The organism is Duganella sp. Root198D2 (assembly GCF_001428585.1).
Classification (GTDB): Bacteria; Pseudomonadota; Gammaproteobacteria; order Burkholderiales; family Burkholderiaceae_D; genus Rugamonas.
Map to the genome: position 1 here is coordinate 243058 of NZ_LMIC01000051.1, position 23755 is coordinate 266812.

Consider the following 23755-nt stretch of genomic DNA (forward strand, 5'->3'; position numbering starts at 1 on the left):
TTTTTAGAATAAGAAGTCTAAAGGTTGAAAGATGAATAAATTCGCGTTCGTGTTCCCGGGCCAGGGTTCCCAGGCCGTGGGCATGCTGGAAGGTTTTGCCGGCAACCCGGTGGTTGCGCAAACCCTTGCTGAAGCTTCCGATGCTTTGCAGTTCGACCTGGGCAAGCTGATTGCCGAAGGTCCGAAAGAAGAACTCGACCTGACCACCAATACCCAGCCGGTCATGCTGACCGCTGCCGTGGCAGCTTACCGCGCCTGGATCGCCGCTGGCGGTCCGGTGCCAAGCGTGGTTGCCGGCCACTCGCTGGGCGAGTACTCGGCCCTGGTTGCCGCGGGCGTGATTTCCTTTAAAGACGCGGTGCCGCTGGTGCGCTTCCGCGCGCAAGCGATGCAGGAAGCCGTGCCGGTAGGGCAGGGCACCATGGCTGTCATGCTGGGCCTGTCCGACGAAGACGTGCGTGCAGCCTGCGCCGAAGCCGCTGCCGCAGTGCCGGGCGAAATCGTGGAAGCAGTTAACTACAATGCGCCGGCACAAGTGGTGGTGGCCGGCCATACCGCTGCAGTCGAAAAAGCCTGCGAAATTGCCAAGGCCAAAGGCGCCAAGCGCGCCATGCGCCTGCCGGTCTCGGCCCCGTTCCACAGCTCGCTGCTGAAGCCGGCTTCGGACCGCCTGCGCGACTACATGGCGTCGATCCACTTCAACGTGCCGCAAATCCCGCTGATCAACAACGTCGACGTGGCCGTGCTGTCCGACCCGGCATCGATCAAGGATGCGCTGGTGCGCCAGGCTGCCTCCCCGGTGCGCTGGGTGGAAACCATGCAAAAAGTTGCTGCCGACGACATCACGAATGTGGTTGAATGCGGTCCGGGCAAGGTCCTGATGGGCCTGGCCAAGCGTATCGACGCCCGCCTGGTTGGCGAAGCCATCTACGACCAGGCAACCCTCGAGCGCATGCTGGAAACCCTGAAATAAAGAAGGACGATAATGACTCTCGCTAATCAAGTAGCACTGGTGACCGGCGCCTCGCGCGGCATCGGCAAGGCAATCGCGCAGGAACTGGCCCGCCAGGGCGCGAAAGTGATCGGCACCGCCACCACCGAAGCCGGCGCTGAAGCAATTTCGGCTTACCTGGCTGACATCGGCGCCGAAGCAGGCAAGGGCATGGTGCTGAACGTCACCAACGCCGAGCAGTGCGCTGCCATCATCGACGACATCTCGAAAACCTGCGGCGCCGTCGGCATCCTGGTCAACAATGCGGGCATCACCCAGGACAACCTGGCCATGCGCATGAAGGACGAGGAGTGGGACGGCGTGATTGCCACCAACCTGACTTCGGTTGGCCGCCTGTCGCGCGCGGTCCTGCGCGGCATGATGAAAGCCAAGACCGGGCGTATCATTAACATCACCTCCGTGGTGGCATCGGCCGGCAATCCTGGCCAGATGAACTACGCTGCCGCCAAGGCTGGCGTCGAGGGCATGACCCGCGCCCTGGCCCGTGAAATCGGCAGCCGCAACATTACCGTCAACAGCGTTGCACCAGGTTTTATCGATACCGATATGACCAAGGCGCTGGGCGAAGACCAGCATGCGACCCTGCTGACCCAGATTCCCCTGGGCCGCCTGGGCAAGCCGGAAGACATCGCTGCAGCGGTCACTTTCCTGGCTTCGCCAGCTGCCGCTTATATTACCGGTACCACCCTTCACGTGAACGGTGGTATGTATATGAATTGATACGGTTATGCGGCATAATGCCGCACGATCGCATCATTTAATAGTGATTTCAACGTAGATCAAATCAAACGTCGAAATTAGTTTATAGGCGCGCAAACCTGCTAAAATGCGCGCTTTCCGTAACAACATATTGGAGCCATAACATGTCGGATATCGAACAACGCGTTAAGAAAATCGTCGCTGAACAACTGGGCGTCGCTGAAGCAGACATCAAGACCGAATCCTCCTTCGTTGACGATCTGGGCGCCGATTCCCTGGACACCGTTGAACTGGTAATGGCACTGGAAGACGAGTTCGAAATGGAAATCCCAGACGAACAAGCTGAAAAGATCACCACCGTGCAGCAAGCGATCGACTACGCAACTGCACACGTCAAGGCCTAATCAAAGCCCTGACTCTCCGATCCACTCCGGGAGACTCGCTTGAGTTCTAAAAACCGTCGTGTAGTGGTCACCGGCCTTGGTGTAATTTCCCCCGTCGGCAACAGCGTTGCCGACGCGTGGAAAGCAATCACCGAGAGCAAGTCCGGGATCGCAAACATTACTAGTTTTGACGCGTCGGCCTTTTCCACCCGTTTCGCGGGTGAAGTGAAAGGCTTCAACGTCGAGGACTACCTCGACGCCAAAGAAGCGCGTCACATGGATAAATTCATCCACTTCGGCATGGCCGCTGGCATCCAGGCAATCCAGGATTCCGGCATCACGGTCACCGAAGAAAATGCCGATCGCATCGGCGTGATCATTGGTTCCGGCATCGGCGGCTTGCCGATGATCGAAGCGCAGAAGGAAGACTACGACAAGCGCGGTCCGCGCCGTATCTCCCCGTTCTTCGTACCGGCCTCGATCATCAATATGATTTCCGGCAACCTGTCGATCAAGTACGGCATGCGCGGTCCAAACCTGTCCATCGTGACGGCTTGCACCACCGGCCTGCATTCGATCGGTGCGGCTGCTCGCCTGATTGAATACGGCGATGCGGATGTCATGATCGCCGGCGGCGCGGAATCCACCGTATCGCCACTGGGCCTGGGCGGTTTCGCTTCGGCTCGCGCACTGTCCTCGCGCAACGATGACCCAGCTACCGCGTCCCGCCCATGGGACATGGACCGCGACGGCTTCGTGCTGGGCGAAGGCGCAGGCGTCATGGTTCTGGAAGAGTACGAACACGCGAAAGCGCGCGGCGCCAAGATCTATGCAGAATTGCTGGGCTTTGGCATGAGCGCCGATGCATATCACATGACCTCGCCTCTGGAAGACGGCGCTGGTGGCAGCAAGTCGGCGCAAAACGCGCTGAAGAACGCTGGCATCAACCCTGACCAGGTGAACTATGTGAATGCGCACGGTACCTCGACCCCGCAAGGCGACGTGGCGGAAGTCCAGGGTGTCAAGCGCACCTTCGGCGACCATGCCAAGAAGCTGGTTGTCAGCTCCACCAAGTCGGCCACCGGCCACCTGTTGGGCGGCGCTGGCGGCCTGGAGACCGTGTTTACCGTACTGGCGATCCACAACCAGGTGATCCCGCCGACCATCAACCTGTTCAATCAGGATCCGGCATGCGATCTGGACTTCTGCGCCAATACCGCGCGTGAAGCAACGATCAACTATGCGCTGAAGAACTCCTTCGGCTTCGGCGGCACCAACGGCAGCCTGCTGTTCGCTAAAGTCTAAACGGAACTTCCAAGCCTGGCCCCGGTCTTAGCACCGGGGCGAGCGCTTCCGCTGTACCCCCCCAGATTATTTATCCGATGTCGATCGCGGCCTCTGTCGCTGTCCGTCCGTCGCCATGCCTGAACGCTTTGCGGGCAGGAATTGTTGCGTCCGTGCTGGCCGTGGGTGCCTGGAGCGGGCAGCCTTTGCTGGCGGCAGCGGCGCTGGCAAGCCTGCGGCGCGAAGTCAATTGCAGCCACATTGATATTTCCGGTGTCGGAGAAATCCGGCTGACGGTATACCGGAAGCAGTGCCGGGCACGCTTGCTGGACGGCTGCACCGCCTGGCCCGGCGCCTTGCTGCTGCATATGGAGCTGGAACAGGGGCAACGCCTGTGGCTGGTCTTGCTGCCCGATTCAGTCGCGCGCGGCGAATGGCGCCGGCTGCAAGCAGCAGTGCGGGCCCAGCTTCAAAAAATGTGAACCAATCTTCGCGGGGCTGCTCTTATGTCGGAGGACCCAGATCGTGAGCTGGTCGAGCGGGCCCGGGCGGGAGAGCGGGCAGCCTTCGACTTGCTGGTGGCGCGCTACCAGCGGCGGCTGCTGCGGCTGGTGCTGCGCCTGCTGCGCGATCCGGCCGAAGCGGAAGATGTGGTGCAGGAGACCTTCCTGAAGGCGTACCGCGCCTTGCCGCGCTTTCGGGCCGAAGCAGCGTTTTACACCTGGCTGTACCGGATTGCCTTGAACGGCGCGCGCAATGCGATCCTGCGGCGGCGCCAGCGCAGTGCGCCGCAGGCTATAGCGCCGTCCCAGTTGCCGGCGCCGCTGCCCGAGATCGGTACCCCGGAATCGATGTTGCTCAGCAAACAGGTGATGCTGGCGATCGATGCGGCACTCGAGGCATTGCCGCTGGAACTGCAGACCGCCATCGTGCTGCGGGAGATCGAGGGCTTGAGTTATGAGGAAATTGCGCAAATCATGGAGTGTCCGCTGGGAACCGTGCGCAGCCGGATTTTTCGGGCGCGTGAAGCGATTGCGCGGCGCCTGCGGCCTTTGCTGGATTTGCCTGTCGATAAGCGTTGGTGAGGAGGGGCAATGATCTTGCTGCCGGATGAGGAAGGGCTGCCTGTGGGCGCCCAGGTCCATGCGATGATCGGGCAGGCGCTGCGGCAAAGCGTGGCCGGCGTCGAGCCGAGCGCCGGTTTCGCGGCGCGGCTGGCGGCCGCGCTCGATGCAGCGGGACAGGATGGCCGGCCGGCGGCGGCAGGCGCCCAGGCCGGCGAGGGCGGGCAAGCGGGCGAGCCCGCGCGTGATGCGGGGCAGGGCTCGGAGGCTGTTGAAACAGCCTCTTGAAACCGGGCGGGGTTGCCCGCAACATATCGTCACAATATCCGGCTCCCGTTTAACGCGAAGCTGATTTATATTGCTTGTTCTTCATTGACTTTCATTGAACGCAACCATGAAAAAAACCATGATTTCTGCGCTGGTCCTCAGTGCAGCCTCCCTCGGCCTGCCGGCCGTTGCCGGTTTCGCGCCCGCCTATGCAGCGGCTCCCGCCGTGGCCGGTTTACCGGATTTTGCCGACCTCGTTGAACGAGTCGGCCCGGCAGTCGTGAATATCCGTACCACCGAACGCATTACCCAGAAGGATGTCGACGCGGCCGGGCAGGCCGATGAAATGCAGGAATTCCTGCGCCGTTTCTTTGGCGGCCAGATCCCCCGCGGCCAGGGGCAAACCCCGCGCCGCCGCAACCTGCCTTCGCCGGGCCAGGAAATCCAGCGCGGCATCGGTTCCGGCTTCGTGGTGTCGGCCGACGGCTATGTGCTGACCAATGCCCACGTGGTCGATGGCGCCGACGAGGTCTACGTGACGCTGACCGACAAGCGCGAATTCAAGGCCAAGGTGCTGGGCGCCGATGCGCGCGCCGACGTGGCCGTGCTGAAAATCGATAGCGGCAAGCTGCCATACCTGACCATTGGCGACCCGAACAAGGCGCGCGTGGGCGAATGGGTGATCGCCATCGGCTCGCCGTTCAACCTGGAGAACACCGTGACCTCCGGCATCATTTCGGCCAAGGCGCGCGATACCGGCGACCTGCTGCCGCTGATCCAGAGCGATGTGGCGGTCAATCCAGGCAACTCGGGTGGTCCGCTGATCAACCTGCGCGGCGAAGTGATCGGCATCAATTCCCAGATCGCGACGCTGTCGGGCGGCTATAACGGTATTTCCTTTGCGATTCCGATTGACGAGGCGATGCGCGTGGCCGACCAGCTGAAGAAGTCCGGCAAGGTAACGCGCGGCCGCCTGGGTGTGCAGATCGGCGAATTGAACAAGGACGTCGCCGAGTCGCTGGGCCTGAAGAGCAACAAGGGCGCGGAAGTGACCCAGGTCGAATCGGGCAGCCCGGCCGACAAAGGCGGCCTGCGCGTGGGTGACGTGGTCATCAAGTACAACGGCAAGGAGATCGACCGCTTTGCCGACCTGACCCGCATGGTGCTGGGCACGGCGCCAGGCACCAAGTCGACCTTGACGGTGTGGCGCAAGGGCGCCCCGGTGGACGTGCACGTGACCGTGGGCGAGGCCGATCCGGACAGCAAGGTGGCCGGCCGTTCCGGCGGCAGGAAGGGCGAGAAGAAGGATGAGGCGCCTGCCAGCGCAGCCAATACGCTGGGCTTCGTGGTCAGCGACCTGACCCCGGCGCAGAAGCGTGAGCTGGGTGTAAGCGGTGGCGTGATTGTCGAAGATACCGACGGCCCGGCCGAGGCTGCCGGCCTGCGCCAGGGCGATATCCTGCTGATGCTGAATAACCAGGATATCGTGGATGCCAAGCAGTTCAATGCTGCCGTGGCCAAGCTGGATCCGAAGCGGGCCGCTGCCGTGCTGGTGCGCCGCGGCAGCCAGGCGCAGCACTTCTCGCTGCGTCCGACGCCGGCTGCCAAGTAAGCGCTGCCCCATCGTCGCCGCGCGTTTGTCGCCCATCGGGGCGGCAAGCCCGCGGCGGCCTTGCATTCGGTTTGCCGTTATGCCCCGGGGCGCTACAATGGCAACCCGCGCCCGAGGGGGCGCAGACCAGCCGACGCAAGCCCTGAATGCACTTCACACTGTACTCCCGCTCCTACTGCCACTTGTGCGACGACATGCTGGCCGCCCTGAATGCCCTGCAAACCCCGGAAAAGCCGTTTACCGTCGAGGTAATCGACGTCGATGCCGACGCGGCCCTGGTGGCGCGTTTCGATGAGCTGGTGCCGGTGCTATTTGCCGATCCGGCTGAGCCGGAACTGTGCCATTACTTCCTGGACGAGGCCAGAGTACGTGCCGTGTTGTCGGAATGATTGCTGTTCTGGCATTGTTTCTCTAGAAATCCGGCTTTCTCCTCTGAAATCCGGTAAAATGCCGGGGGTTACCCTTGCATTGATTTCCATAAAAAGGCGCTCAAGCGCCTTTTTGTTATAGCTCGCTTCGATTTTTAATGAATAACATTCGCAATTTTTCCATCATCGCCCACATTGACCACGGCAAGTCCACGCTGGCCGATCGCATCATCCAGCTGTGCGGCGGCCTGTCCGACCGCGAGATGGAAGCGCAGGTCCTCGACTCCATGGACCTGGAACGTGAACGCGGCATCACCATCAAAGCCCAGACCGCAGCCCTGAAATACAAGGCGCGCAACGGCGAAATCTACAACCTGAACCTGATCGACACCCCGGGCCACGTCGACTTCTCCTATGAAGTGAGCCGCTCCCTGTCGGCCTGCGAAGGTGCGCTGCTGGTGGTGGATGCGTCGCAGGGCGTGGAAGCGCAGACCGTAGCCAACTGCTACACCGCGCTCGACCTGGGCGTGGAAGTGGTGCCGGTACTGAACAAGATCGACTTGCCGAACGCCGACCCGCCAACCGCGATCGCGGAAATTGAAGACGTGATCGGCATTGAAGCCGGCGACGCGGTGCACTGCTCGGCCAAAACCGGCCTGGGCGTGGAAGATGTGCTGGAATCGATCATCGCCAAGGTGCCGCCGCCGAAGGGCGACCCGGAAGCGCCGCTGCAGGCGCTGATCATCGATTCCTGGTACGACTCCTATGTCGGCGTGGTGATGCTGGTGCGCGTGGTAAACGGTACCCTGCGTCCAAAAGAAAAGATCCGCCTGATGGCGACCGATTCGGTGCAGCTGGTGGAGGACATCGGCATCTTCTCGCCGCGCTCGGTTTCGCTGCCGCAGCTGAGCGCAGGCCAGGTTGGCTTTGTGATCGCCGGCATCAAGGAACTGAAAGCGGCACGCGTGGGCGACACCATCACCACCGTGGCCAAGCCGGCCACAGCGCCGCTGCCAGGCTTCAAGGAAGTGCAGCCGCAGGTGTTCGCCGGCCTGTTCCCGGTCGAAGCCAACCAGTATGACGCGCTGCGCGACTCGCTGGAAAAGCTGAAGCTGAACGACGCCGCCCTGATGTACGAGCCGGAAGTGTCGCAAGCGCTGGGCTTCGGCTTCCGCTGCGGTTTCCTCGGCCTGCTGCACATGGAAATCGTGCAGGAACGCCTGGAACGCGAATTCGACATGGACCTGATCACCACGGCGCCGACCGTGGTGTATGAGGTGGAAATGCGCGACGGCACCGTGATCCACGTCGACAACCCGTCGCGCATGCCGGACCCGAGCCACATCAACGAAGTGCGCGAGCCTATCGTCACCGTCAACCTGTACATGCCGCAAGAGTATGTCGGCTCCGTGATTACCCTGTGTATCGGCAAGCGCGGCTTGCAGATGGATATGGCCTACCATGGCCGCCAGGTGAAGCTGGTGTACGAAATGCCGATGGCCGAGATCGTGCTGGACTTCTTCGACAAGCTGAAGTCCACCTCGCGCGGTTACGCTTCGATGGACTACGAGTTCAAGGAAAACCGCGCCGCCGACGTGGTCAAGGTCGACATGCTGATCAACAGCGAAAAAGTCGACGCGCTGGCCATCATCGTGCACCGCGCCAATGCGCCATACCGCGGCCGTGCCGTGGCGGCCAAGATGCGCGAACTGATCCCGCGCCAGATGTTCGACGTGGCGATCCAGGCTGCCATCGGCTCCAACATCATCTCGCGTGAAAACGTGAAGGCGATGCGCAAGAACGTGCTGGCCAAGTGCTACGGCGGCGACATCAGCCGTAAGAAAAAACTGCTCGAGAAGCAGAAAGCAGGTAAGCGACGCATGAAACAAGTGGGCTCCGTGGAGATCCCGCAAGAGGCATTCCTGGCAATCCTTCAAGTGGACGAGAAATGACACTGCAATCCATCCTGGGCAATTTTGCTTTAATCCTGTTCGTCCTGATGGTGGTGACGGGGATCATCTGGGTCCTCGACCTGGTGGTATTCTCCAAGCAGCGCCGCGCTGCCGCCAACCGGGCCCTGGTCGAATACGACGAGCGCATGGCGCGCTCGGCGGCCAACGGCATCCGCATGGACGAGCAGGGCAATGCCCGCTCCAAGCTGGAAGCGGACATCCTGCGCCAGCCGACCTGGATCGAATATTCGGGCAGCTTCTTCCCGGTGATTGCGCTGGTGTTCTTCCTGCGCTCCTTCCTGTGGGAGCCGTTCAAGATCCCATCGTCGTCGATGGTGCCGACCCTGCTGGTGGGCGACCTGATCCTGGTGAACAAATACACCTACGGCATCCGCCTGCCTATCCTCAACAAAAAGGTGGTGCAGCTCAACGACCCGCAGCGCGGCGACGTGATGGTGTTCAAATATCCGAAGGACATGAGCCAGGATTACATCAAGCGGGTGATTGGCGTGCCGGGTGATAAAATTGTTTATCAAAACAAGCGTTTAACGGTGAATGGCCAGGTGGTTGGCTATACCGCGATGGAAGACTACCTGGAAGAAGGCACCCTTACTTACCAGAAACAGTTCACCGAGCAGCTGGGCGACGTGCAGCACCGCATCCTGAACAATGAGAAGGCGCCGCCGGTCCTGATCGGCCAGGTGGACGACAATTATCCGCACCGCGAAGCGTGCACCTACAACTATGAAGGCTTTTCGTGTGTAGTTCCTGAAGGAAATTACTTTATGATGGGCGACAATCGGGACAATAGTGCCGACAGCCGTATCTGGGGTTTCGTACCGGACAAGAACATCGTAGGCAAGGCTTTCTTCGTCTGGATGAACCTGGGTAATTTCAATTTTGATCGTCTTGGCGGCATTCGCTAAGCAGATAGGGGAGCAAAACATATGCGCATGCAGCGTGAACGTGGCATTAGCCTGATTGGCCTGATTTTTGTGATCGCCATCCTGGGGGTACTCGGCTTGATTGGTGCGCAGATCCTGCCGACCTTCATTGAGTACCGTTCCATCGCGGGTGCGATTGACCGTGCCAAGAAGGATGGCGGCGACAATATCAAGGCAATCCAGGACTCCTTCAACAGGAGTGCCGAAGTAGGCTATATCTCTTCGATTACCTCGCGCGACCTGCTTATCGAGCGCAATGGCGGCGAATTCGACATCAGCTTCGCCTATGAGAAGAAGATTCCCTTGTTTGGCCCGGCCAGCCTGCTGATGGAGTATGAGGGCACGACAAAAAAGGCTGGCGCAAAGAAGAAGGTTGAATAACAAGTGATGAATTTACAGTTATTGCAAACCAGGTTGGGCTACACGTTCCAGGATGTTGGATTGCTCCAGCAGGCCTTGACGCACCGCAGCCACAGCAGTTTGCATAACGAACGGCTGGAATTCCTCGGCGACTCGATCCTTAACTGCGTGGTCGCCTCCATTCTGTACGAACGTTTCAATTCCCTCGACGAGGGCGACCTGTCGCGTGTGCGCGCCAACCTGGTCAAGCAGCAATCCCTGTTCGAAATCGCCCAGAAGCTGGAGCTGTCGCAGTTCCTGCGCCTGGGCGAGGGCGAACTGAAATCGGGCGGTTTCCGCCGCCCGTCGATCCTGGCCGATACCCTGGAAGCCCTGCTGGGCGCCATTTACCTGGACGGCAGTTTCGACAAGGCCGCGGGCGTGATCCGTGCCTTCTACATCCCGATCCTGGACTCGGTCGATCCGCAGACCCTGGGCAAGGATGCCAAGACGCTGCTGCAGGAATTCCTGCAGTCGAAGAAGATCTCGCTGCCGCTGTATAACGTGGTCGCCACCCATGGCGCTGCGCACAGCCAGGAATTCGAGATCGAGTGCCTGGTGCCGAAGCTGGGCATCCAGGTGTTCGGGCGAGGCGGCAGCCGCCGCGCCGGCGAGCAGGCCGCTGCCAAGCTGGCACTGGAAGTCGCTGAGGAAGCCCTGAAGAAGGCGCCGTCCGCGGGCCGCAAGCCGCGCCAGCGCTCGGCCCAGCTCAAGCTGGCCGGCATTGCCACGGTCCAGGGCGAAACGGCGGCTGACAAGAAGCTCGCCAAACAATAACTGAATTGAGTTTGCATCATGACTAGTGCACCCACTCCCGCCGGCTTCCGCTGCGGCTACATCGCCATTGTCGGCCGGCCGAACGTCGGCAAGTCGACCCTGATGAATACGCTGATCGGCGCCAAGGTCAGCATCACCTCGCGCAAGGCGCAGACCACGCGCCACCGCATCACCGGCATCCAGACCGTGCCGGACGCCCAGTTCATTTACGTCGATACGCCGGGCTTCCAGACCCGCCACTCGAATGCGCTGAACAAGACGCTGAACAAGACCGTCACCAACACGCTCGAATCGTCAGACCTGATCCTGTACATCGTGGAAGCGGGCACCTTCGGCCCAGCCGACCAGCAAGTGATGGACCTGCTGCCAAAGAACGTGCCGGTGATCCTGGTGATCAACAAGTCCGACCGCGTGAAAGACAAGGCCGTGCTGATGCCGTTTGCGCAGCAGATCGCCGAGAAGTTCCAGTTCACTGCGATTGTGCCGGTCAGCGCCAAGCTGCGCTTCCAGCTCGACGGCCTGCAGAACGAGATCAAGAAGTACCTGCCGGAAAATGAACCGATCTTCGGCGAAGACGATATTACCGACCGCAGCGAGAAATTCCTGGCATCGGAAATCGTGCGCGAAAAGCTGTTCCGCTTTGTCGGCGACGAGCTGCCGTACACCAGCACGGTGCTGATCGAGAAATTCGAGCAGGAGGGCAACCTGCGCCGCATCTTCGCCGCCATCCTGGTGGAGCGCGACGGCCACAAGTCCATGATCATCGGTAACAAGGGTGCGCGCCTGAAGGAAGTCAGCACCCAGGCCCGCCAGGACATGGAAAAGCTGTTCGGCGGCCCGGTCTACCTCGAGATCTGGGTGAAAGTCAAATCCGGCTGGGCCGATAACGAAGCCGGCCTGCGCGCATACGGCTACGAATAATGTCTGAACTGGCAGCCGCTGCGCCCACCCAGCGCCGCCGCGCGCCAGGGCAGCAGCGCACCGTGGGCACCAGGGTCAGCGAGCAGCCGGCCTTCGTGCTGCATAGCTATCCCTACAAAGAAACTTCGCTCATCGTCGAGCTGTTCACGCGCGATTACGGGCGCGTGGCGCTGATTGCAAAAGGCGCCAAGCGGCCGCACTCCCAGCTGCGCGGCGTGCTGCAAACCTTCCAGCCGCTGACGACCGGCTGGACCGGCAAAAACGAGCTGCGCACATTGACTGACGCCGATTGGGTCGGCGGCATGCTGCCCCTCGAAAAGACCGCGCTGCTGTGCGGCTTCTACCTGAACGAACTGCTGGTCAAGCTGACCGCGCGCGACGATGCGCATGCCAGGCTGTTCGACCATTACGTCTCCACCCTCAACCAGCTGGCCCACAATGAACCGGCGCCGATCGTGCTGCGCAAATTCGAGATGGCGCTGCTGAAGGAGACCGGCGTGGCGGCCGACCTGGCGCGCTGCACCGACACGCGCACGAAAGTCGTGGCCGATGTACATTATGTGGTGGACCCGGATCGCGGCCCGCGTCCGGAGCGCGACGACGACACAGCGCCGCGCGTCGCCGGCAAGACACTGCTCGACATGGAGCGCGAGGATTACACCGACCCGGCCACGCAAGCGCAAAGCAAACAGTTGATGCGCTACCTGTTGTCCTGGCATCTTGGCGGCGCGCCATTGAATACGCGCCAGATATTGATCGATTTGCTGCAACTTTAAGAAAAGAATATGAGCTTCCTGTCTCCCTCCGGCACCGTCATCGACCTTGGCGTGAATATCGATCACGTGGCCACGCTGCGCAATGCGCGCGGCACCGTGTATCCAGACCCGATCCGCGCTGCGCTGCTGGCCGAACAGGCCGGCGCCGACTGCATTACATTGCACCTGCGCGAAGACCGCCGCCACATCAAGGATGCCGACGTGATTGCGCTGGCGCCGCAACTGCTCACCCGCATGAACCTGGAGGCGGCCGTCACCCAGGAAATGATCGACTTCGCCTGCCGCATCAAGCCGGCCGACGTCTGCCTGGTGCCGGAAAAGCGCACCGAGATCACCACCGAGGGCGGCCTGGACGTGGTGCGCTTCCACAAAGAGGTGGAAGCCGCCGTCAAGCAGCTGCAAGGGGAGGGCATCCGCGTTTCCCTGTTCATCGATGCCGACGAAGAGCAGATCAAGGCCGCCGCCGCCGTTGGCGCGCCAGTGATCGAGCTGCACACCGGCGCCTATGCCGATGCCGAAGGCGACGCGCAGGCGCGCGAGCTGGCGCGCATCAAGGACGGGGTGCGCTGGGGCGTGCAGAATGGCCTGAAGGTCAATGCCGGCCACGGCCTGCACTACACCAATGTCCAGGCCATCGCTGCCATTCCGGACATCGCCGAACTGAACATCGGCCATGCCATCGTGGCGCACTCGATCTTCGCCGGCTGGGAGAATGCCGTGCGCGAGATGAAGGCCATCATGGTGTCGACCCGCCTGGGCGCGAAATGATCTACGGGATCGGGACGGACGTCAGCAAAGTACCCCGCATCGCCGCCGCGCTTGAACGCAGCGGCGAGCGCTTTGCGCGCAAGATCCTCGGTCCTGACGAATTCCTGGTCTACCAGGAACGCTGCGCCCGCAGCCCGCTGCGCGGCGTGCGCTATGCTGCGACCCGCTTCGCCGCCAAGGAGGCCTTTTCCAAGGCGCTCGGCCTGGGCCTGCGCCCGCCGATGACCTGGCACACGGCGCAGTTGCTCAATGACGACTTGGGCAAGCCCTATATGGCCTGCAGCGGTGCACTGGGCGAATTCATGTTGCAGAACGCGCTGGTCGCCCATATCTCCGTGAGCGATGAAGAGGATTACGCGGTTGCCTATGCGATCGTCGAGCGAGCGAATGACTGAAGAAACCTTAGACCCACGCGAACAGGTGCTGGCCACCGTTGCCAAGCTGCCCAACCTGCCCGGCGTATACCGCTACTTCGATGCCGAAGACAAGGTGCTTTACGTGGGCAAGGCGCGCGATCTGAAGAAGCGCGTGTCGAGCTACTTCCAGAAGAACCTGTCGAGCCCGCGCATTGCGCTGATGGTCGAGCGCATCGCGCGCCTGGAGACCACGGTAACGCGCAGCGAGGCCGAAGCGCTGATCCTGGAAAACAACCTGATCAAGGCGCTGCAGCCGCGCTACAACATCCTGTTCCGCGACGATAAGAGCTATCCCTACCTGAAGATCACGGGCGGCGACGTGCCGCGCATGGTGTACTACCGCGGTGCGGTGGATCGCAAGCACCAGTATTTCGGCCCGTTCCCTTCATCGTGGGCGGTGAAGGAATCGATGCAGATCCTGCAAAAGGTTTTCATGTTGCGCACCTGTGAAGACAGCGTCTACATGAACCGCACGCGCCCCTGCCTGCTGCACCAGATCGGCCGTTGCAGCGGCCCTTGCGTGGGCCTGATAGCCCCCGAGGACTACCGCAACGACGTCAATAACGCAGCGCGTTTCCTGCGCGGCCGGCAGACCGAGGTGATGCAGGAACTGGAGCAGAAAATGCTGGCCTATGCCACCGAGCTCAAATTCGAGCAGGCGGCGGTGGTGCGCAACCGCATCCAGTCGCTGTCCAAAGTGCTGCACCAGCAGTCGATGGAAACCACCGGCGACCAGGACGTGGATATCCTGGCCGTGGTGGTGCAGGGCGGACGCGCCTGCGTCAACCTGGCCATGGTGCGCGGCGGCCGCCATCTGGGCGACCGCGCCTACTTCCCGACCCATGTGATGGACGCCGAGGTCGTAGCCGAGCGCCCGATCGAGCAGGAAGTGCTGTCAGCCTTCCTGGTGCAGCATTACACGGAAAAGAGCATCCCCGGCACGCTGATCCTGAATATCGAATTCGACCAGCCGGAGCTGATCCTGGCGCTGCAGGAGCAGTGCGGACACCGCATTCACCTGATCTTCCAGCCGCAAGGCCAGCGCCGCCAATGGCAGGACCTGGCGCAAAAGGGCGCCGAGATCTCGCTGGCACGACTGCTGTCCGAACAAGGCTCGCAGCAGGCCCGCACCCGCGCGCTGGCCGAAGTGCTGGGACTGGAAAATGAAGACCTCGACACTCTGCGCGTGGAGTGCTTCGACATTTCGCATACGGCAGGCGAAGCGACCCAGGCTTCGTGCGTGGTATTCCACCATCATCAGATGCAGAACGGCGAATACCGCCGCTACAACATCAACGACATCACGCCGGGCGACGATTACGCCGCCATGCGCCAGGTGCTGACGCGCCGCTACGAGAAAGTGGCCGGCGGCGACGGCGTGATGCCGGACGTGGTGCTGATCGACGGTGGCAAGGGCCAGGTTGAGATGGCGCGCCAGGTGTTTGTCGAACTGGGGCTGGACATCAGCCTGATCGTCGGCGTGGCGAAAGGCGAGGGCAGGCGTGTCGGCCTCGAGACGCTGGTCTTCGTCGATGGCCGCGAGCCGCAGGAACTGGGCAAGGAATCCGCCGCCCTGATGCTGGTGGCCATGATTCGCGACGAGGCGCACCGCTTCGCCATCACCGGCATGCGGGCAAAGCGCGCAAAGGCGCGCCAGACCTCGCGCCTGGAGGAGATCGAAGGCATCGGTGCCAAGCGCCGGCAAAAGCTGCTGTCCCGCTTTGGCGGCCTGAAAGGCGTGATGAACGCCAGTATCGAGGACCTGAAGTCGGTGGAGGGTATTTCCCACACCCTGGCAGAAGAAATCTACCGGCAGTTGCACTAGAGTGGCTTTGAATGCGCCGCCGTTATACACTAGCGGCGCGTCATTACAATTCTTATACACCGCATATGCCTTTCAACATCCCGATCCTTCTGACCTGGTTGCGCGTCGCGCTGATTCCCCTGGTCGTTGGCGTGTTTTACCTTCCTGTCACCTGGCTCACTCCGCACGAACGCAATCTGGCCGCCACGCTGATCTTCATCGTCGCCGCCGTTACCGATTGGTTCGACGGCTTCCTGGCACGCCGCTGGAACCAGACTTCGGCATTTGGCGCCTTCCTCGACCCCGTAGCCGACAAGCTGATGGTGGCAGGCGCCTTGCTGGTACTGCTTAACCTGGACGGCGGCAGATGCCATCCGATCGTCGCCTTCATTATCATTGGCCGCGAGATCACGATTTCCGCCCTGCGGGAGTGGATGGCGCAGATCGGCGCCTCCAAATCGGTGGCGGTCAGTTCGATCGGCAAGATCAAGACCGCCGCGCAAATGAGTGCCATCCCAATGCTGCTCTACTACGACGTGCTGTGGGGTGCCATCGACACGCGCTTCTGGGGCGACCTGCTGCTGTGGCTGGCCAGTGTGCTGACTGTGTGGTCCATGTTCTATTACCTGAAGAAGGCATGGCCCATGATTAAGGAACGTTCGGGCAACTTATCCTAAATAACAATATTGCCCCTTGACAGCGCCCATAGTTCATCTATAATGCTGGCCTGCTGTTGATGACGGCGCAGTGATGCGAAGCGGGAGTAGCTCAGTTGGTAGAGCGCAACCTTGCCAAGGTTGAGGTCGAGAGTTCGAGACTCTTCTCCCGCTCCAAAAGTCATCAGCAACAAAGCGGTAAGCAAGCAGTAATAATCGCACTGGAAATATGAGAATGTTTCTGCGATAATGCGGTTCCTCTGAAATGCGGGAGTAGCTCAGTTGGTAGAGCGCAACCTTGCCAAGGTTGAGGTCGAGAGTTCGAGACTCTTCTCCCGCTCCAGTTCACTGGAGCAGCAGTAGTAGTAAATGAAATAACTCCATGCGGGAGTAGCTCAGTTGGTAGAGCGCAACCTTGCCAAGGTTGAGGTCGAGAGTTCGAGACTCTTCTCCCGCTCCAAGTTTTTCAAACCCATGCGGGAATAGCTCAGTTGGTAGAGCGCAACCTTGCCAAGGTTGAGGTCGAGAGTTCGAGACTCTTTTCCCGCTCCAGAATTCGAAGAGACACGCGACCTGCCGCGGCTCTTGTGTGACCCCTTCGGCGGGGTAGCAAAATGGTTATGCAGCGGCCTGCAAAGCCGTGTACGCCGGTTCGATTCCGGCCCTCGCCTCCAAAACGTCAAGGGTTTGCTGCTGTGAGTGGCAAATCTGATAAAAGTCCCCGAGAAATCGGGGATTTTTTTTGCTTCGCGAATCGCACTGGTTCGATACGTCTCCTGCATACTTGGTGTTTTCAGCATAGATGTTTAGACCACGCTCTATCAAGCTGAGCCACAGCATTTAGTCGGCGAAATCCGAAATGATTTGTTGACGAACTGTTGAGAGGCGACCTCGAGGCAAACGGCAAATCGTGGAACAGTTCCTCAAGTTTCGACGGATGAGCTTTTGAAGGAGTCTTGTCACTGGTGGGCACGCCCTGGATCGGGGAACGCGGCTGCGCTGACAATGCAGCAATCACTCAAACGTTGGAATGATAATGACCAAAAGATCTTCAAAAGTGTGTTTGGACGCGCTGATGGCGTCCCGTAACTTTATTAAAGAGATTGCTCGGCGGGAGCTACAGGCGGGTCTGGCGCTGAGCACTGAAGACTTCAGACATGCCACGTGGGCCGATTACAATTATCGTGATCCAAAGGGCAAGCACGACCCATCGGGGGTAAATGCATTTGTAAAGACGGAAGACGTCTCACATACGATTTATTTGGGTGGGCTTTGGAATGTAATAAGGGAAAAAGGTGCAGTTGAAATTGGTGCGCTAATAGTTCATGAATTGACCCATTTTGATGACATTGGCTATTCAACTGATGGCTACAGCAAAGTAGGTCGAGGCAGTGGAACAGTAAATAGTCCTGCTGAGATGGGAAAAATGCGGAGGGAGTTTCCTGAGCATACTTTGCAGCATGCATACTCGATTGAAAATTACGCTAGGGATACTGGGAAATGATCAATACAGCGTTGGGAATGTCGATGGTTGCAATGATCCATACGATTGGCCACCGGTTCAAACGACCTTCTATTATGGAGGTGACTGCGATCTACGGATAAAAGAACGCTAGCGAAGTCTGTCTATTCTATTTGCGGAGAACGGGTATGAAACGACCTGCACATATATATGTGATGACGGGACCTCGTTTTATATAAATCTGAGCAATTGGAAGCAGCCGAATTGCCCAGCCTATTGAGGGAATGGGAAATGAACTTTCGTTTTGATCTCACCAAGGAAGCCGTGGCAGCGCTACTTAGCTTCTTAAAGGAAATTCCAGAAGTCGAATTTGCTGTTTTTGCGCCGGTTCAGGATGCAAGGGATGCCGAGAAAAAAAGGTGGGCCATGGGCATTTACGACAAGAAGAACCTGGGCGCCGAAGAGACGATCCTCGTGGGTGGACTTGAGTTCTACATTGATCCATCCATGTCGGCGGCGTTGTACGGTCAGACGCTCTCCTATATCGACGGTGCATTTGTCATTGTTTGATATTTGAATTTCTCGACCCGAAGACCTAGAAAGGTGACCGTCGACACCTGGCGCCTGGCCGCGCCATTTTTTGCCAGCATCGAAGTCTGACTGATGATGCTGGTGGCCGCAGCCACGGTGGGTCGCGTGTTCCTTGCTGCGATGGGAGATGCCCGCGCTGCTGGCAATTGGCATTGCTGTCGGATATCTCGTGCTGCGCCCCGTGTTGCATGCCAAAGGCATCCTCAGTTGGCCATTTCTGTAGGGCTAGTCTGCGCAATGATTGCTCTATGGCAATTCGCTTGCTCGTGAAAATTTTCCTCACGGCCCCCTAAACTTTCACACAAATCTCTGGATACCTTGCTAGAGGGGTCACAACACGAATTGACGTGTCTTGATCGTACGCATGGGTTACGCAGGCGCCCCGCGCGCCGAAAAATCAGGGACTACAAATGGTAGCGATCGTTAGCGGTAATGGCGCAGGCATCTTGAACACCTCGGCTGGCACGCTCGGCCAAGGCGGAGTGTTTGGCAATGCAGCAAATGGAAACTCAAAAGACTCCGTCTACATCAATATTGCCAACGGTAACCTTTTGTTGCAAGACCAGGATGACTGCATCGTTGCGCGAGGTGTCGATTCGGAAATCGTGCGGACCTACAATTCACAGGGCCAGCTGAATACTGGCGACGGTGTCGGCTGGCGGCAGGCCACACGCAGGCAATTGACCGGCCTGACGGGCACCGTCAATACCGCCGGCAGCACCATCACCCGCATCGTCGGCGACGGCAGCGCGACAGTGTTTACTTACGATGTCGCGCGCGCGGCATACTTCACTACCGAGGGCGGGGGCGCCTACCAAACCATTACGTTCAGTGCCGCCAACAATCAATGGACCTGGCAGGCGGATCACAATGATCTGTACGGTGAGCATGAAGTCTACAACGGTACCACAGGCCTGATTTACTCCGCGACCGACTACAGGTATGGAGCAATTTTTTACTTTACCCACGACAGTTCCAATCGGCTGACCAAGCTCACCAATGCACATGGCGACACCACCTACTTTGATTACGTGAACGGTAATGTGAGCAAGGTCCGTACGGTGATGGCTGGCGTGACGGGGGATTTCAGCCGGGTCAGCTATCAGTACGATGCCTTGAATCGCCTTACCGGCGTTATCACCGACCTGACGCCGGAAAACAAGGCTGACGCCAAGACCTACACCGTCAACTACACCTACCTTTCGAATACCTCCCAAGTAGAAACGGTGACTCAAAGTGACGGCACGCGACTGAACTTCACTTATGTGCTCCACGACGGTAAAAATAAAGTAGCCAGCGTCACCGACGCCCTTGGCCGAAGCACCTCATTCGACTATACGCAACCCGGCAAGACGATTGTCACCGACAGTCTTGGCTTCAAGACCGCCTACGCCTACGACGCGAACGGCCAACTGCTCAGCGTAACGGCGCCTGCGGTGGCGGGTGTATCGCAAATTACCCAATTCGAATATGACGCTGCGGGTAATATCTCGCGCACTGTCGACGCGCGCGGCCTGGCGACCACTTATGGCTACGATGGCAACGGCAACCGCATCCTGGAGCGCGACTCCACCGGCGCGACGATTACCCGTACCTTTTCCAGCGCCAACAAGGTGCTCAGCGAAACGCGGTATATCGATCTCGATCCTGATGGCGCAGGCGGCCTGTTGCCGACCCAGAAGCTGACGACGCGTTATGTCTACGACACTTACAATGTCGTACGCTTCATCATCAGCCCGGAAGGCCGGGTGCGGGAATACCGCTACAACGCCCAGCATCAGCTCCTGGTGGACCTGGCGTATATCGGCATCAAATTTGCCGAGAACAGTGCGGAATCGGCCTACGCTTACAACGCCATGGTGACGTGGTCGCAGAGCACCGCGGTCAAGGCCGCGGCGGCAACCCGGGTCGACTACGCTTACGATGGACGCGGCCTGGTCATGCAAAGCACTTCGTACGCCGCAACTGCCGGTGCCTCAAATGCCGCGCCTGCAATCGGCCCTGACACGGCGATCGTGCAATATGTGTACGATCATGCCGGCCAGTTGCTGCAATCGATCGACGGCAACGGCAACACGACGACCTATGCTTACGATGGCCTCGGCCGCCAGCTCTCCGCTACTGACCCGCAACAGAACGTAGTGCTGCACACCTATGACGATGCAGGTAACCGTATCGTCACCCGTCGCGCGGACGGCGTTACCAGCACTTCGACCTACGATAAATCAGGCCAGCTGTTGGCTACCGTGCTGGCAGAAGCGAATGGCACGGTGGTGGGCACTAGCAGCTATTTGTACGATAACGCAGGCAAACTGCGCACAGTCATTGATCCCAATGGCGGCCGTAGCCACATCCTCTACGACGAGGCAGGCCGCAAGGCCGCAACGGTTACGGCGGCCGGTAGCCTGACCGAGTACCGCTATGATGCCAACAACCAGCTCGCGCTGACCATCGCCTACGCAACTTCGGTCAGCCAAGCTTCGTTGGCTGCCCTGATCGGCACCGACGGCAAGCCAGTGACTGCGACGCTGGAAACGGCAGGCCTGCGTCCGGCAGCTACAGCGGCAGACCAGCGCGAATGGCGCCTGTACGACAATGCCAATCGCCTGCTCAAAACGGTCGATGCACTTGGCTACGTGACCGATTACAGCTACGACGGTGCATCGCGCCTGCTTGATACAATCCGGCGTGCGACGGTGATCGATTTGACGGCATTTGCCGCTAATCCGAACGTCGCCAACGCGAGCCCCGCGCCGCATGCCAACGACCGCGTCGCGCGCAACAGCTACGACAAAGACGGCAAGCTGCGCTTCACGATGGACGGTGAGGGCTACCTTTCCGAATTCCAGTATGACCTGGCGGGACGCCATACCGGTACCGTGCGTTACGCCGCCGCAGTCGACCCAGCCGCCCGTTCGGGTAGCGGCTGGATGACGGCCGCGGCCAGCTCGGTTGGGATCACTGCCAGCACCACTTATGATGGCCGGGGCCAGGTGGTATCGCAAACGGATGGCGCAGGCAACACGACTACATTCACCTACGATGGCCAGGGCAACGTCCTGACTTCAACTACGGCGGGTGTGGCAACGTGCTTCGTCTACGACAAGCTTAACCGCCTGATCGAGAGCCATGCAGACGCCAATGCCAGCAACGTCACCAGCAAAGTCGCCTACGATGCGCAAGGCAACAAGGTTGCGGTCACTGATGCGATGGGCAATACGACTCGTCTTGTTTATGACGCCAGCAACCGTCAGGTCTTCAGCATTGACCCGTTGGGCATCGTTACCGAGACCAGGTACAACGCCAACGGCAATGCAGTAGCGACAATCCGCTATTCCAAGGCGATCAATGTAGTCAGCGCTGAGCAGGTGCTGGGCGCTTCCGATGTGCGAGCGGTGCTCAGTGCCGATATCGAATCGGTCGTGCACCAGCGTTACGACCGGGATGGCCGCCTGACCTGGACCGTGGATGCGACGGGCGCCGCCACGCAGTTGGTCTACGACGCAAAGGGCAATGTAGTCAGGCGGATCGCCTACAAGAATGCGCTTGGCACAGATGAGTTGGCAAGCCTGGCAGCAAATCCCGGTGCAGTGCCTGTGCCTGCCAATGAGTTCACTGCCACCAGTTACATCTATGACGAAAATGACCGACTGGTGTTCACGATCGACGCCATGGGCGCGGTCGCGGAAAGTCGCTATGATGCCCAAGGCAACGTCATCGAGACGGTGCGTTATGCCACGCCTATCGATACCAGTAATACGCAAACGCCGGCAGTATTGGCGGTCAGGGCGCTGCTGCGCGTGGACGCCGCGAAGGACGTGCACGAATTCCGGCGCTATGACAAAGAAGGGCACCTGACATGGAGCGTCGATGCTGCTGGTGCTGCGACGCAGTTCATCTACGATGCTAATGGTAATGTAGTGAAGCGCTTGGCATATACCGACCCGCTGACGGCGGCGGCCCTGGCATCGCTGGCGGCTGACGCGTGTGCGCTTCCCGCCCCGGCTGGCGCATCGAGCATGACCCAGTTCGCGTACGATGGCGACAACCGCCTGGTCTTTACGGTCGATCCGCTGGGCATCGTGAGCGAGAACCGCTACGATGTGCGCGGCAACGTTGTCGAGACCGTGCGCTATGCCGTGCCGATTACGCTGGCCAATGACGCCCAATTGACCGTAGCGTCCATCAAGCCGCTGCTGCTGGCGGACGCGAAAGACGTACATCAATTCCAGCGTTATGACGCGCTTGGCCGCCTGGCCTGGAGTGTCGACGGCACGGGTGCCGCAACGCAGCTCTTCTACGACAACAGCGGCAACCTGATCAAGCGCCTGGCGTTCACTGAACGCCTGACGCCAGCAGCCATGGCATCGCTGGCCGGCAACGCGAGTGAGCTGCCGGCGCCAACCGGTGCGTCGGCAATGACCCAGTACGCCTACGACGCCGACAATCGCCTGGTCTTTACCGTCGATGCGCTGGGCATCGTCACCGAGAATCGCTACGATGTGAATGGCAAGGCCGTTGAGACGGTGCGCTATGCAACTCCAGTTGCAGTGGGCGACAGCACGCAGCAGCTGAGCGCAGCGGCGATCAAGGCCCTGGTGCAGGCCGACGCGGCGAAGGACGTGCATCAATTCCAGCGCTACGACAAGGACGGCCGCCTGGCCTGGAGCGTGGACGGCACCGGCGCCGTCACGCAGCTCATCTACGACACCCAGCATCGGTGACGTGCACCCCATAGGTCTCGATGTCGCTAAGGCATTCGTNAAGGACGTGCATCAATTCCAGCGCTACGACAAGGACGGCCGCCTGGCCTGGAGCGTGGACGGCACCGGCGCCGTCACGCAGCTCATCTACGACACCCAGGGCAACCTGGTCAAACGCCTGGCATACGCTGGAGGCCTTACGGCATCGGCGCTGGCCTCCTTGAGTGCCGACGCGAGTGCAATTCCGGCGATAACTGGCGCATCGACTATGACCCAGTACGTCTACGATGCCGACAACCGCCTGGTATTTACGATCGATGCGATGGGCGCGGTCGCTGAAAGCCGCTACGATGCCCTGGGCAACCTGGTCGAAACAGTGCACTATGCGACGCCCATCGCGYTGACGGCGGTAAGTGCGACGGATGGAAAAACACTCAGCCTCGCTGGCGGGTCCTTCCCAGCTATCGTTGGGGCAGCCGCAGCGGTCGACACCACGAAGACGTACAAAGTGCGCGCACGCGTACGGCAAACTAGTGGCGAGGCCGAAGTCACTGTCGGCGTGAGGACGACGGATGCGAACGGGAAGATCCTGCAGAATATCGCTCCGGGCGCCACATCCAGTTATCCTGGCGGATATTATTCCTATCCGGCCGGAAAGGCCATCCGGCTCAAGCCCGAAATGGGCTGGCAGGTATTCGAGGGCACCATATCCGGCGAATTCATTCCTGGCCCGGACGCCTACGACGCCCACAAATTTATCGCTGGCAGCAAGTATGCGGCGCCTCTGTTCCTGTATAACTATTACGGCACCCCAGCTGCCGACGGCAGTATGGGCGTCGAGGTCGACTACCTCGAGTTCATTGATGCTGCTGGCAATGTCCTCAATGCCAATAGCAG

At 60.0% G+C, this 23755-nt stretch carries 23 protein-coding genes and 5 tRNA genes; all 28 read left to right on the forward strand.

Annotated features, from left to right (window positions below; all coding sequences use genetic code 11):
• Positions 1 to 31: 31 nt before the first annotated feature.
• Complete coding sequence (gene fabD / locus ASE26_RS29475; protein ID WP_055936265.1) at positions 32 to 973, forward strand: ACP S-malonyltransferase; 942 nt, start codon at positions 32 to 34, stop codon at positions 971 to 973.
• 12 nt (positions 974 to 985) lie between these two features.
• Positions 986 to 1732, forward strand: a complete 747-nt coding sequence (gene fabG / locus ASE26_RS29480; protein WP_057247410.1) for a 3-oxoacyl-ACP reductase FabG — start codon at positions 986 to 988, stop codon at positions 1730 to 1732.
• Between the two features lie 143 nt (positions 1733 to 1875).
• Positions 1876 to 2115, forward strand: coding sequence for an acyl carrier protein (gene acpP / locus ASE26_RS29485; RefSeq protein WP_055936274.1), 240 nt, complete (start codon positions 1876 to 1878; stop codon positions 2113 to 2115).
• Positions 2116 to 2154: 39 nt separating this feature from the next.
• Positions 2155 to 3399: a beta-ketoacyl-ACP synthase II gene (fabF, locus tag ASE26_RS29490; protein WP_055936277.1), complete on the forward strand. Its 1245-nt coding sequence runs from the start codon at positions 2155 to 2157 to the stop codon at positions 3397 to 3399.
• A gap of 77 nt (positions 3400 to 3476) precedes the next feature.
• A complete protein-coding gene (locus tag ASE26_RS29495; RefSeq protein WP_057247411.1) occupies positions 3477 to 3860 on the forward strand; it encodes a protein YgfX in 384 nt (127 codons plus the stop codon).
• A 24-nt stretch (positions 3861 to 3884) separates the two neighbouring features.
• Complete coding sequence (locus ASE26_RS29500) at positions 3885 to 4463, forward strand: sigma-70 family RNA polymerase sigma factor (RefSeq protein ID WP_055936284.1); 579 nt, start codon at positions 3885 to 3887, stop codon at positions 4461 to 4463.
• A 9-nt stretch (positions 4464 to 4472) separates the two neighbouring features.
• Positions 4473 to 4730 (forward strand): hypothetical protein, encoded by a 258-nt coding sequence (locus ASE26_RS29505; RefSeq protein ID WP_055936287.1) that lies wholly within the window; start codon positions 4473 to 4475, stop codon positions 4728 to 4730.
• Positions 4731 to 4836: 106 nt separating this feature from the next.
• Positions 4837 to 6321: a DegQ family serine endoprotease gene (locus tag ASE26_RS29510; protein ID WP_055936291.1), complete on the forward strand. Its 1485-nt coding sequence runs from the start codon at positions 4837 to 4839 to the stop codon at positions 6319 to 6321.
• A 146-nt stretch (positions 6322 to 6467) separates the two neighbouring features.
• On the forward strand, positions 6468 to 6710 hold the full coding sequence (locus ASE26_RS29515) for a glutaredoxin family protein (RefSeq protein ID WP_055936294.1): 243 nt from the start codon (positions 6468 to 6470) through the stop codon (positions 6708 to 6710).
• Positions 6711 to 6847: 137 nt separating this feature from the next.
• Positions 6848 to 8641 carry a translation elongation factor 4 gene (gene lepA / locus ASE26_RS29520; RefSeq protein ID WP_055936297.1) on the forward strand — a complete coding sequence of 598 codons (1794 nt, stop codon included), beginning with the start codon at positions 6848 to 6850 and terminating at the stop codon, positions 8639 to 8641.
• Positions 8638 to 9567, forward strand: a complete 930-nt coding sequence (gene lepB / locus ASE26_RS29525) for a signal peptidase I (RefSeq protein ID WP_055936300.1) — start codon at positions 8638 to 8640, stop codon at positions 9565 to 9567. Before lepA ends, lepB begins: the two co-directional genes overlap by 4 nt.
• A gap of 27 nt (positions 9568 to 9594) precedes the next feature.
• The gene (locus tag ASE26_RS29530) at positions 9595 to 9966 is read left to right on the forward strand and encodes a DUF4845 domain-containing protein (protein WP_055936456.1); all 372 of its coding nucleotides are present in this window, start codon (positions 9595 to 9597) and stop codon (positions 9964 to 9966) included.
• 6 nt (positions 9967 to 9972) lie between these two features.
• Positions 9973 to 10761 carry a ribonuclease III gene (rnc, locus tag ASE26_RS29535; RefSeq protein WP_055936303.1) on the forward strand — a complete coding sequence of 263 codons (789 nt, stop codon included), beginning with the start codon at positions 9973 to 9975 and terminating at the stop codon, positions 10759 to 10761.
• A gap of 18 nt (positions 10762 to 10779) precedes the next feature.
• Positions 10780 to 11682 (forward strand): GTPase Era, encoded by a 903-nt coding sequence (gene era / locus ASE26_RS29540; protein WP_055936306.1) that lies wholly within the window; start codon positions 10780 to 10782, stop codon positions 11680 to 11682.
• A complete protein-coding gene (recO, locus tag ASE26_RS29545) occupies positions 11682 to 12458 on the forward strand; it encodes a DNA repair protein RecO (RefSeq protein ID WP_082507541.1) in 777 nt (258 codons plus the stop codon). Before era ends, recO begins: the two co-directional genes overlap by 1 nt.
• Before the next feature lie 9 nt (positions 12459 to 12467).
• Positions 12468 to 13226, forward strand: a complete 759-nt coding sequence (gene pdxJ, locus ASE26_RS29550; protein ID WP_057247412.1) for a pyridoxine 5'-phosphate synthase — start codon at positions 12468 to 12470, stop codon at positions 13224 to 13226.
• Positions 13223 to 13621 (forward strand): holo-ACP synthase, encoded by a 399-nt coding sequence (acpS, locus tag ASE26_RS29555; RefSeq protein ID WP_055936317.1) that lies wholly within the window; start codon positions 13223 to 13225, stop codon positions 13619 to 13621. The genes pdxJ and acpS overlap by 4 nt, the downstream gene beginning before the upstream one ends.
• Positions 13614 to 15467: an excinuclease ABC subunit UvrC gene (gene uvrC, locus ASE26_RS29560; protein WP_055936320.1), complete on the forward strand. Its 1854-nt coding sequence runs from the start codon at positions 13614 to 13616 to the stop codon at positions 15465 to 15467. Before acpS ends, uvrC begins: the two co-directional genes overlap by 8 nt.
• A gap of 65 nt (positions 15468 to 15532) precedes the next feature.
• The gene (gene pgsA / locus ASE26_RS29565) at positions 15533 to 16123 is read left to right on the forward strand and encodes a CDP-diacylglycerol--glycerol-3-phosphate 3-phosphatidyltransferase (protein WP_055936323.1); all 591 of its coding nucleotides are present in this window, start codon (positions 15533 to 15535) and stop codon (positions 16121 to 16123) included.
• Positions 16124 to 16203: 80 nt separating this feature from the next.
• Positions 16204 to 16279: transfer RNA gene (locus tag ASE26_RS29570), tRNA-Gly, on the forward strand.
• 90 nt (positions 16280 to 16369) lie between these two features.
• Positions 16370 to 16445, forward strand: a tRNA-Gly gene (locus tag ASE26_RS29575).
• A 41-nt stretch (positions 16446 to 16486) separates the two neighbouring features.
• Positions 16487 to 16562: transfer RNA gene (locus ASE26_RS29580), tRNA-Gly, on the forward strand.
• Positions 16563 to 16578: 16 nt separating this feature from the next.
• Positions 16579 to 16654, forward strand: a tRNA-Gly gene (locus ASE26_RS29585).
• Between the two features lie 48 nt (positions 16655 to 16702).
• A tRNA-Cys gene (locus tag ASE26_RS29590) sits at positions 16703 to 16776 on the forward strand.
• Between the two features lie 362 nt (positions 16777 to 17138).
• The gene (locus ASE26_RS31000) at positions 17139 to 17606 is read left to right on the forward strand and encodes a hypothetical protein (protein ID WP_156398163.1); all 468 of its coding nucleotides are present in this window, start codon (positions 17139 to 17141) and stop codon (positions 17604 to 17606) included.
• Between the two features lie 249 nt (positions 17607 to 17855).
• Positions 17856 to 18134, forward strand: a complete 279-nt coding sequence (locus ASE26_RS29595; protein ID WP_055936326.1) for a hypothetical protein — start codon at positions 17856 to 17858, stop codon at positions 18132 to 18134.
• 431 nt (positions 18135 to 18565) lie between these two features.
• The gene (locus ASE26_RS29600) at positions 18566 to 22879 is read left to right on the forward strand and encodes a hypothetical protein (protein ID WP_057247413.1); all 4314 of its coding nucleotides are present in this window, start codon (positions 18566 to 18568) and stop codon (positions 22877 to 22879) included.
• A 46-nt stretch (positions 22880 to 22925) separates the two neighbouring features.
• Positions 22926 to 23755 (forward strand): RHS repeat domain-containing protein (locus tag ASE26_RS32230; RefSeq protein ID WP_162259205.1); only part of this gene is annotated, 830 nt, incomplete at its 3' end.

Coding starts and splice junctions, on each gene's coding strand:
- fabD (WP_055936265.1), top strand. CDS start 32: ATGAATAAATTCGCGTTCGTGTTCCCGGGCCAGGGTTCCCAGGCCGTG.
- fabG (WP_057247410.1), top strand. CDS start 986: ATGACTCTCGCTAATCAAGTAGCACTGGTGACCGGCGCCTCGCGCGGC.
- acpP (WP_055936274.1), top strand. CDS start 1,876: ATGTCGGATATCGAACAACGCGTTAAGAAAATCGTCGCTGAACAACTG.
- ASE26_RS29495 (WP_057247411.1), top strand. CDS start 3,477: ATGTCGATCGCGGCCTCTGTCGCTGTCCGTCCGTCGCCATGCCTGAAC.
- ASE26_RS29500 (WP_055936284.1), top strand. CDS start 3,885: ATGTCGGAGGACCCAGATCGTGAGCTGGTCGAGCGGGCCCGGGCGGGA.
- ASE26_RS29505 (WP_055936287.1), top strand. CDS start 4,473: ATGATCTTGCTGCCGGATGAGGAAGGGCTGCCTGTGGGCGCCCAGGTC.
- ASE26_RS29510 (WP_055936291.1), top strand. CDS start 4,837: ATGAAAAAAACCATGATTTCTGCGCTGGTCCTCAGTGCAGCCTCCCTC.
- ASE26_RS29515 (WP_055936294.1), top strand. CDS start 6,468: ATGCACTTCACACTGTACTCCCGCTCCTACTGCCACTTGTGCGACGAC.
- lepA (WP_055936297.1), top strand. CDS start 6,848: ATGAATAACATTCGCAATTTTTCCATCATCGCCCACATTGACCACGGC.
- lepB (WP_055936300.1), top strand. CDS start 8,638: ATGACACTGCAATCCATCCTGGGCAATTTTGCTTTAATCCTGTTCGTC.
- ASE26_RS29530 (WP_055936456.1), top strand. CDS start 9,595: ATGCAGCGTGAACGTGGCATTAGCCTGATTGGCCTGATTTTTGTGATC.
- rnc (WP_055936303.1), top strand. CDS start 9,973: ATGAATTTACAGTTATTGCAAACCAGGTTGGGCTACACGTTCCAGGAT.
- era (WP_055936306.1), top strand. CDS start 10,780: ATGACTAGTGCACCCACTCCCGCCGGCTTCCGCTGCGGCTACATCGCC.
- recO (WP_082507541.1), top strand. CDS start 11,682: ATGTCTGAACTGGCAGCCGCTGCGCCCACCCAGCGCCGCCGCGCGCCA.
- pdxJ (WP_057247412.1), top strand. CDS start 12,468: ATGAGCTTCCTGTCTCCCTCCGGCACCGTCATCGACCTTGGCGTGAAT.
- acpS (WP_055936317.1), top strand. CDS start 13,223: ATGATCTACGGGATCGGGACGGACGTCAGCAAAGTACCCCGCATCGCC.
- uvrC (WP_055936320.1), top strand. CDS start 13,614: ATGACTGAAGAAACCTTAGACCCACGCGAACAGGTGCTGGCCACCGTT.
- pgsA (WP_055936323.1), top strand. CDS start 15,533: ATGCCTTTCAACATCCCGATCCTTCTGACCTGGTTGCGCGTCGCGCTG.
- ASE26_RS31000 (WP_156398163.1), top strand. CDS start 17,139: ATGACCAAAAGATCTTCAAAAGTGTGTTTGGACGCGCTGATGGCGTCC.
- ASE26_RS29595 (WP_055936326.1), top strand. CDS start 17,856: ATGAACTTTCGTTTTGATCTCACCAAGGAAGCCGTGGCAGCGCTACTT.
- ASE26_RS29600 (WP_057247413.1), top strand. CDS start 18,566: ATGGTAGCGATCGTTAGCGGTAATGGCGCAGGCATCTTGAACACCTCG.